Genomic DNA, 7,739 nt, shown 5'->3' on the forward strand with positions numbered 1-7,739 from the left:
GGCGCCGACGATTCCTTATTCGCGCTCTGCCAGGACAAGTTCCGCTCCGGCGCCGTGCTCGGCGCGCTTGGCTTGCCGGCGCCGCAGGCAGGTCTGGCGCGGAACGGGGAATGGCTGGTCGAGCCGCCAGCCTCGGAAGCCGGCTGGTTCGTCAAGCCGAACCGCCTCGGTGCCAAGATCGGCATCTGGCCGGATTCGCGTGTGGCTGATCTCGGTCATGCGCTGGAGCTTAGCCGGCGCGTCTTCGCCCACTATCGCGACGACGTCGTCGTCCAGCCCTATGTCGCCGGCCGCAACGTGCGCGCCAGCTTCCTCGGCCTGAAGCCGGAGACCGGCGTCGAGGCGCTCGGCATCGCCTTCGTCGAGTCCGGTGGCGATTTCCAGACCATGGCCGACAGCCTGGCGCTCTATGGCGATACCGGCGGGATCGCGAAGGCCGCCGGAACCTATGCCGAGCCGGTGCTCGAGCCCGTCACCGCGAGCCAACCGGCAGCCGATGCGATAATCCGCCGGATCGCCGGGGGCCTGATGACCGGGCTCGGCTTGCGCGATGTCTTCTCCGTCGACCTCAGGGTGGAGGCCGACGACACCGTCCATCTCATCGAGTTCGAGGTCTGTCCCGGCCTGCCCTGCTTCGATTTCCGTGACTATTGCCGCGCGCAATGGGGCCTCGGTCTCGCCGATGCGATGGCCGAAACCGCGAGGACCCGGCTTCGACCATGACCCCGAAAAGTGGGAGCCGGTTTTCGGACAAGGTCATGGTCAAGCAGGGGGCTAGATGCCCTCGACCAGCACGATCTCGCCGTCGGCCACCTTCTGGCGGATGGCGACGGCGCGCTGGTATTCCGGCGAATGGTAGCATTCATGCGCCGCGGCAAGCGACGGAAACTCGATGATGACGTTGCGCGCGCGGCCCGGCCCCTCGGCCTTCTCGTGCTCGCCGCCGCGCGCCAGGAATTTCGCGCCGAACCGCTCGAAGGCCGGCTTCGCGGCGGCGACATAGTCCTTGTAGCCCTCGGCGTCGCGCACATCGACGCGGGCGACCCAGTATCCCTTTGCCATATCGTTTCTCCGAGTTTGGGACTTATGCGGACCGCATTTCGGCCAGGATGGCCTCGGCGGCAGCGCGCCTGTCGGCGGCGCCGACGATCGGGCGGCCAACGACAAGATGGCTGGAGCCGTTGCGAATCGCCTGCGCCGGGGTCACCACCCGTTTCTGGTCGCCATGGTCGCTGCCCTTGGGGCGTATTCCCGGCGTGACCACGGCCATGTTCGGCCCGACGATCCGGCGCACGGCTTCCGCCTCCTCGGCGGAACAGACGACGCCGCCCATGCCGGCATGCAGCGCTTGCTCTGAGCGCCTCAGCACCAGCGTGTGCGGGTCGTATTCGTAGCCGGCGTCGATCATGTCCTGCTCGTCCATCGAGGTCAGCACGCTGACCGCGAGCAGGCAGAGATCGCTGCCCCGGGCCGCTTCGACAGCAGCCCGCATCGCCTTGGGATAGGAGTGGATGGTGAGCATCGTCATGCCCATCCTGACGATGTTCTCGACCCCCTTGGCCACCGTGTTGTCGATGTCGAGCAGCTTCATGTCGAGGAAGATCCTGATGCCGCCGCTGGCAAGCTCGCGAGCGAAGTCGAGTCCGCCGGCGAAGGCCAGCTGATAGCCGATCTTGTAGAAGGAGACCGTGCCGTCGAGCTCGCGCACCGCTTTCTCGGCGTCCTTCACCGTCGGCACGTCGAGACCGACGATCAGCCTGTCGCGCATGGTGTCGGCATGCTCCGGGATCATGCTTCGATCCGGCTGGACAGCATGCGCGAGGTTTCGATCAGTGTGCGGCATAGGCGCTCCATCGATTGGCGTAGTCTGTCGTCGCGGAAATGTCCATTCTCGTCGAAGGCGTCGCTGGCGCCAGAGACCGAGCATTCCGGCGTGACCACCTCGACCTGGCAGCGCACCAGCACGGCGCGCAGGTGATTGATGCAGCGTATGCCGGCAAACTTGCCGTCGGAGGAGGAGCAGAGGCCGGCGGGCTTGCCTGCAAACGGCCTGAACGAGCGGCCGCCGTCGCGGCGTATCCGGCTCACCCAGTCGATGCTGTTCTTGAGCAGAGGTGGCAGCGAGCCGTTATATTCCGGCGTGGCGATCAACAGTCCATCGTGGTTGGCGATCAGCCGGCCGATCCGCATGGCATTCTCGGGAATGCCTTTCTCCTTTTCCAAGTCCTCGTCCATGATCGGCAGCGGATAGTCGCCAAGCGAGATGCGGGTCACCTCGGCGCCCTGCATGGCAAGCTCTTTCTGCGCCACGTCCGCGGTCCTGCCGCTGAAGGCGCCCCACCGGATCGAGCCTGCGAAGACGAGGATTTTTGGGATCATTGGCATTGGCCACCCTTGTTCCCGGACAGGTACAGAAAGGGGCCGCTCAAATCAACGTTTGGATGAGGGAGGAAGAGAGTAGGGCAGTAAGGCAGTAAGGCAGTACGGTATCGAGCCGTTCACTCCCCTGCTGCCCCACTGCCGTACTCCCCTATTCCTTCTCCTCTAATGCGCCTCGCGCCGGTAGATCCACAGCTGCGTCGGCGGGATGTTGCGGATGATGAAATCGAAATGCTTGACCGTGTAGTCGCCGCGGCCGGGCGGGATCGGCGACAGCGGACCATAGGTCAGCTGAACGATCGGCCGGCCGGCGGGGATGCGGTCGAGCAGGCTTTCGATATAGGCGATGCGCTGGGCGACCGGGAAGTTCAGCAGCGGCACGCCGGAGACAACCGAATCGAACACCATGTCGCGCTTGTCGCCGAGCGTCGCGTTGAGATTGAAGGCGTCGCCTTCGATGACGTTGACGCCCGGATAAAGCCGACGCAGGTGGCGCACGAAATCGGTCGAGTATTCGACCGCGTAGAGATTTTCCGGCTTTATCCCCTGCGCCAGGATGGCGCGGGTGATGACGCCGGTGCCGGGGCCGACCTCAAGCACCGGCAGGCCGGATTTCGGATTGACGATCGAGGCCATCTTGCGGGCGGTGATGGAACTGGTGGGAACGATCGAGCCGACCGTCTTCGGCTTGTCGATCCAGCCCCTGAAGAACTTCAGCTCGTCGTCGAACTTCTCCGCCAGCGACTTGCGCAACCCGGGACCACGTGCCATGCGAGCTCTCCTCAACGCTCCCCGACCCGCTAATTAGCAGCTAGGTGGGACAAGGCAAGGCGTCAACCTGGCATAAGGTGTTGATGACGCTCGGGAAGCAATCCCCGGGACATGCCCTTCAACCTCTCAGCGGTCGCTGAAGGATTCGAAAAAGTCCTTCATGCGGGCGAAGAAGCCGCTCGACTGGGGCGAATTGTCCTGCGAGGACAGCTGCTCGAACTCTTCCAGGAGCTCACGCTGCCGGCGCGACAGGTTCTGCGGCGTCTCGACCGCGGTCTGGATGTAGAGGTCGCCGACATTGGGCTGGCGCAGCACCGGCATGCCCTTGCCCTTCAACCGGAACTGGCGGCCGTTCTGCGTGCCTTCCGGCACCTTCACCTTGGTCTGCGTGCCGTCGAGCGTCGTCACCTCGAAGGACCCACCGAGAGCCGCTGTCGTCATCGAGATCGGCACCTTGCAGTAGAGGTCGGCGCCGTCGCGCTGGAAGAACTCGTGCGGCTTGACCGCGAGGAAAATGTAGAGGTCGCCCGACGGGCCGCCGCGCAGGCCGGCCTCGCCCTCATTGGCCAGCCGGATGCGGGTGCCGTCCTCGATGCCGGCCGGGATGTTGACCGACAGCGAACGTTCCTCAGTGACGCGGCCCTGGCCGGCGCATTTCGGGCACGGGTCCTTGATCGTCTGGCCGCGGCCCTGGCACTGCGGGCAGGTGCGCTCGATCGAGAAGAAGCCTTGCGTGGCGCGCACCTTGCCGTGGCCGTTGCACATCGAGCAGGTGGCCGGCTGGGTGCCGGGCTTGGCGCCGCTGCCCGAACATTCAGAGCAGGAGATCGAGGCCGGCACGCGGATTTGCGCGGTCTTGCCGGAAAACGCCTCCTCCAGCGAAATCTCCATATTGTAGCGCAGGTCCGCGCCACGCTCGCGGCCGCCCGACGAGCGGCGCTGGCGGCCGCCCATCATGTCGCCGAAAATATCCTCGAAGATGTCGGCGAAGCCGCCGGCGCCGAAGCCCTGCGCGGCGCCATTCATGCCGCCATGTTCGAAGGCGGCGTGGCCGAAACGATCATAGGCCGCGCGCTTCTGCGGGTCCTTCAGCGTCTCGTAGGCTTCGTTGATTTCCTTGAACTTGTGCTCGCAGGCGTGATCGCCGGGATTGCGGTCGGGATGAAACTGCATGGCGAGCTTGCGGAAAGCGCTCTTGAGCTCCTTGTCGTCGGCGCCCTTTTGCACGCCCAGCGTCTCGTAGAAATCAGCTTTCATTTTTTCCCGCAGTCCGGATGCTCAATGTCTTGATGCACTGTTGCGTCGTTTGCCGGCACGTCGTTCCGATTTAGGTGCGATGGCGTCCGGATGCCAGTGCTGGCGCGGCCTTGCCCGCACTTTTTCATGAAGGGTTGCAAAAAAGCCCGGCCTTGCGCCGGGCTTTTCGCATTATTTGCCGTCAGGCGGCTCAGGCCGACTTCTTCTTGTCGTCGTCCTCGTCGATTTCCTCGAAATCGGCGTCGACCACGTCCGAATCCTTGGCGGCGTCCGCTTTGGCGTCGGCCTCGGCCGCTTCCTTCTGCGAGGCTTCGTACATGGCCTGGCCGAGCTTCATCGAAGCTTCGGCGAGCGCCTGCGTCTTGGCCTCGATCTCGGCCGCGTCGTCGCCTTCGGTGGCGGCCTTCAGCGCCGCGATCGCATCGGCGATCGCCGTACGGTCGGCTTCCGAGACCTTATCGCCATATTCCTTCAGCGACTTCTCCGAGGAATGCACCAGCGCCTCGGCCTGGTTGCGGGCCTCGACCACGGCGCGCCGCTTCTTGTCGGCTTCGGCATTGGCCTCGGCGTCCTTGACCATCTTCTCGATGTCGGCGTCCGAAAGGCCGCCGGAAGCCTGGATGCGGATCTGGTGCTCCTTGCCGGTGCCCTTGTCCTTGGCCGAGACGTTGACGATGCCGTTGGCGTCGATGTCGAAGGTGACCTCGATCTGCGGCACGCCGCGCGGTGCCGGCGGGATGCCGACAAGGTCGAACTGGCCGAGCAGCTTGTTGTCTGCCGCCATCTCGCGCTCGCCCTGGAAGACGCGGATCGTCACCGCCGACTGACTGTCCTCGGCGGTCGAGAACACCTGGCTCTTCTTGGTCGGGATCGTGGTGTTGCGCTCGATCAGGCGGGTGAACACGCCGCCCAGCGTTTCGATGCCGAGCGACAGCGGCGTCACGTCGAGCAGGAGCACGTCCTTGACGTCGCCCTGCAGCACGCCGGCCTGGATGGCGGCGCCAAGCGCGACGACCTCATCCGGGTTGACGCCCTTGTGCGGGTCCTTGCCGAAGAACTGCTTCACGATCTCCTGGATCTTGGGCATGCGGGTCATGCCGCCGACCAGGACGACCTCGTCGATCTCGCCAGCCTTCAGGCCGGCATCCTTGAGCGCCGCCTTGCAGGGGTCGATCGTGCGCTGGACGAGATCCTCGACCAGGCTTTCGAACTTCGCCCTGGTCAGCTTCAGCGTCAGGTGCTTCGGCCCGGTGGCGTCGGCGGTGATGAAGGGCAGGTTGATCTCGGTCTGCGTCGTTGACGACAGCTCGATCTTGGCCTTCTCGGCCGCTTCCTTGAGACGCTGCAGGGCGAGCTTGTCGGCCTTCAGGTCGATGCCCTGCTCCTTCTTGAACTCGGCCGCCAGGTACTCGACCAGGCGCATGTCGAAATCCTCGCCGCCGAGGAAGGTGTCGCCATTGGTCGACTTCACCTCGAAGACGCCGTCGCCGATCTCGAGCACCGAAATGTCGAAGGTGCCGCCGCCAAGGTCATAGACGGCGATGGTCTTGCCGTCCTTCTTGTCGAGGCCGTAGGCAAGGGCCGCGGCCGTCGGCTCGTTGATGATGCGCAGCACTTCGAGGCCGGCGATCTTGCCGGCGTCCTTGGTCGCCTGGCGCTGGGCGTCGTTGAAATAGGCCGGAACGGTGATGACCGCCTTCTCGACCTTCTCGCCGAGATAGGCTTCCGCCGTTTCCTTCATCTTCTGCAGGATCATGGCCGAGATCTGGCTGGGCGACTGCTTCTTGCCGCCGGCCTCGACCCAGGCATCGCCATTGTCGCCCTTGACGATCTTGTAGGGGACAAGCTTCTTGTCCTTCTCCGTCACCGGATCGTCATAGCGGCGGCCGATCAGGCGCTTCACCGCGAAGATGGTGTTCTCAGGATTGGTGACCGCCTGGCGCTTGGCCGGCTGGCCGACGAGGCGTTCGCCGTCGCTCGAGATGGCGACGATCGAAGGGGTCGTGCGCGCGCCCTCCGCATTCTCGATAACCTTGGGCTCCTTGCCGTCCATGATGGCAATACAGGAGTTGGTGGTTCCGAGGTCGATACCGATTACTTTTGCCATTGTTCTAGTCTCTCCGCTAAGCAGGCTCTCAGGACCCTGATCAGGCGTTCCAACGAAAGCCCCTGTTCACAAGAAATCCCGTTCCGGCAACCGGCGTTCCGGCGCCGAACGGCTTGGCGCGTATATAAGAACAGGCTGCACGGGGCGCAAGCATTCTGCGCAAGGCGTCCACGATCCCGCCAGATGACGGGAAAAATGCCTAAATCGCGCATATCGCAGCCGATTTGCCGCCGGACACGGACGGACTTGCACAATCCGCCGCGGGCAAAAACGTCGCAGCCGCCACAATCAGAGCCCGAACGCCTGCTGGGAAAGCGCCCGCAGCTTCGGGAAAATCGCCGTTCCGCCGGCGATCACCAGCGTTCCCTGGCTGATGACGGTTTTCGGATCGGGCTTCAGCACCGTGCCTCCGGCTTCCTCGACAAGCAGCATGCCGGCCAGGCAATCCCAGGCGTTCATGTGTTCCTCGATATAGCCGAGCAGCCGGCCGGACGCGGCATAAGCCAGCATCAGCGCGCCCGACGCGTTGCGGTAGAAGACGCCGCCTTCAGCCATGATCTGGCGGATGAGCACGGCGACATGCCCGGTATCGGCCCGGTTGGACAGGCCGGTTCCCACCGATCCTTCGGTGAGGCTCGCGGCATCGCTCGCCTTGATCGGCCGGCCGTTGACGAAGGCGCCGCCATCACGATGGCAGTGGAAGGTCTCGCCGGTCGAGGGCTCGTGGATCACGCCGACGACGGTCCCGCCCTCGCGGGCGCAGGCGATCACCACGCACCAGGCCGGAATCCCGCGCACGAAATTGGCGGTGCCGTCGATCGGGTCGATCACCCAGACAAAGCCGGTCGTTCCGACGACCGGCGCATGTTCCTCGCCGACGATGCCGTCCCGCGGATAGGCGTCGGCAATGGCGGCGCGGATGAACAGCTCGACTTCGCGGTCGCCGTCCGAGACCAGGTCCTGATGGCCCTTGCTCTCGACGGTCAGGTTTTCGAGGTCGCGGAAATATTTCAGGCCGAGCTCGCCGGCGCGGCGCGCAAGGTCGATGGCAAAGCGCGTTCGCGCGTCGAGGTCGTTGGTCACAGGCGTGCTCGCTGCCGGGAAAGCGTGGTCCGCCCATAGCAAAAGCCGCTGCCCTGCAAAAGCGGCAAAACCAGTGAATGGCCTCAGGCCGCCCGCGACAGCGACTTGTGGACGTAGGCAAGGATCTCGAACGAGCGCACCC

8 protein-coding genes are annotated in these 7,739 nt (G+C 64.7%); 1 reads left to right on the forward strand and 7 read right to left on the reverse strand.

What is annotated here, in order from left to right; translation table 11 throughout:
- The coding region (locus EN742_RS16545; RefSeq protein ID WP_128333038.1) for a D-alanine:D-lactate ligase-like protein at positions 1-723 on the forward strand (723 nt) is incomplete at its 5' end.
- A gap of 51 nt (positions 724-774) precedes the next feature.
- Here the strand turns inward: EN742_RS16545 and EN742_RS16550 are convergent.
- From EN742_RS16550 to EN742_RS16580, 7 genes are all read right to left on the reverse strand, one after another.
- Positions 775-1,062: a DUF1330 domain-containing protein gene (locus EN742_RS16550; protein WP_127400114.1), complete on the reverse strand. Its 288-nt coding sequence runs from the start codon at positions 1,060-1,062 to the stop codon at positions 775-777.
- 22 nt (positions 1,063-1,084) lie between these two features.
- A complete protein-coding gene (pyrF, locus tag EN742_RS16555; protein WP_126057221.1) occupies positions 1,085-1,792 on the reverse strand; it encodes an orotidine-5'-phosphate decarboxylase in 708 nt (235 codons plus the stop codon).
- On the reverse strand, positions 1,789-2,385 hold the full coding sequence (locus EN742_RS16560) for an NADPH-dependent FMN reductase (RefSeq protein ID WP_126057220.1): 597 nt from the start codon (positions 2,383-2,385) through the stop codon (positions 1,789-1,791). Before EN742_RS16560 ends, pyrF begins: the two co-directional genes overlap by 4 nt.
- Positions 2,386-2,544: 159 nt before the next feature.
- Positions 2,545-3,150, reverse strand: coding sequence for a phospholipid N-methyltransferase PmtA (gene pmtA, locus EN742_RS16565; RefSeq protein ID WP_126057219.1), 606 nt, complete (start codon positions 3,148-3,150; stop codon positions 2,545-2,547).
- 126 nt (positions 3,151-3,276) lie between these two features.
- A complete protein-coding gene (dnaJ, locus tag EN742_RS16570; protein ID WP_126057218.1) occupies positions 3,277-4,407 on the reverse strand; it encodes a molecular chaperone DnaJ in 1,131 nt (376 codons plus the stop codon).
- Positions 4,408-4,597: 190 nt separating this feature from the next.
- Positions 4,598-6,514 carry a molecular chaperone DnaK gene (dnaK, locus tag EN742_RS16575; protein WP_126057217.1) on the reverse strand — a complete coding sequence of 639 codons (1,917 nt, stop codon included), beginning with the start codon at positions 6,512-6,514 and terminating at the stop codon, positions 4,598-4,600.
- Positions 6,515-6,802: 288 nt separating this feature from the next.
- The gene (locus EN742_RS16580; RefSeq protein ID WP_127404925.1) at positions 6,803-7,597 is read right to left on the reverse strand and encodes an inositol monophosphatase family protein; all 795 of its coding nucleotides are present in this window, start codon (positions 7,595-7,597) and stop codon (positions 6,803-6,805) included.
- Positions 7,598-7,739 lie beyond the last annotated feature (142 nt).

Origin of the sequence: Mesorhizobium sp. M4A.F.Ca.ET.020.02.1.1, assembly GCF_004022645.1 — a bacterium.
Classification (GTDB): Bacteria; Pseudomonadota; Alphaproteobacteria; order Rhizobiales; family Rhizobiaceae; genus Mesorhizobium.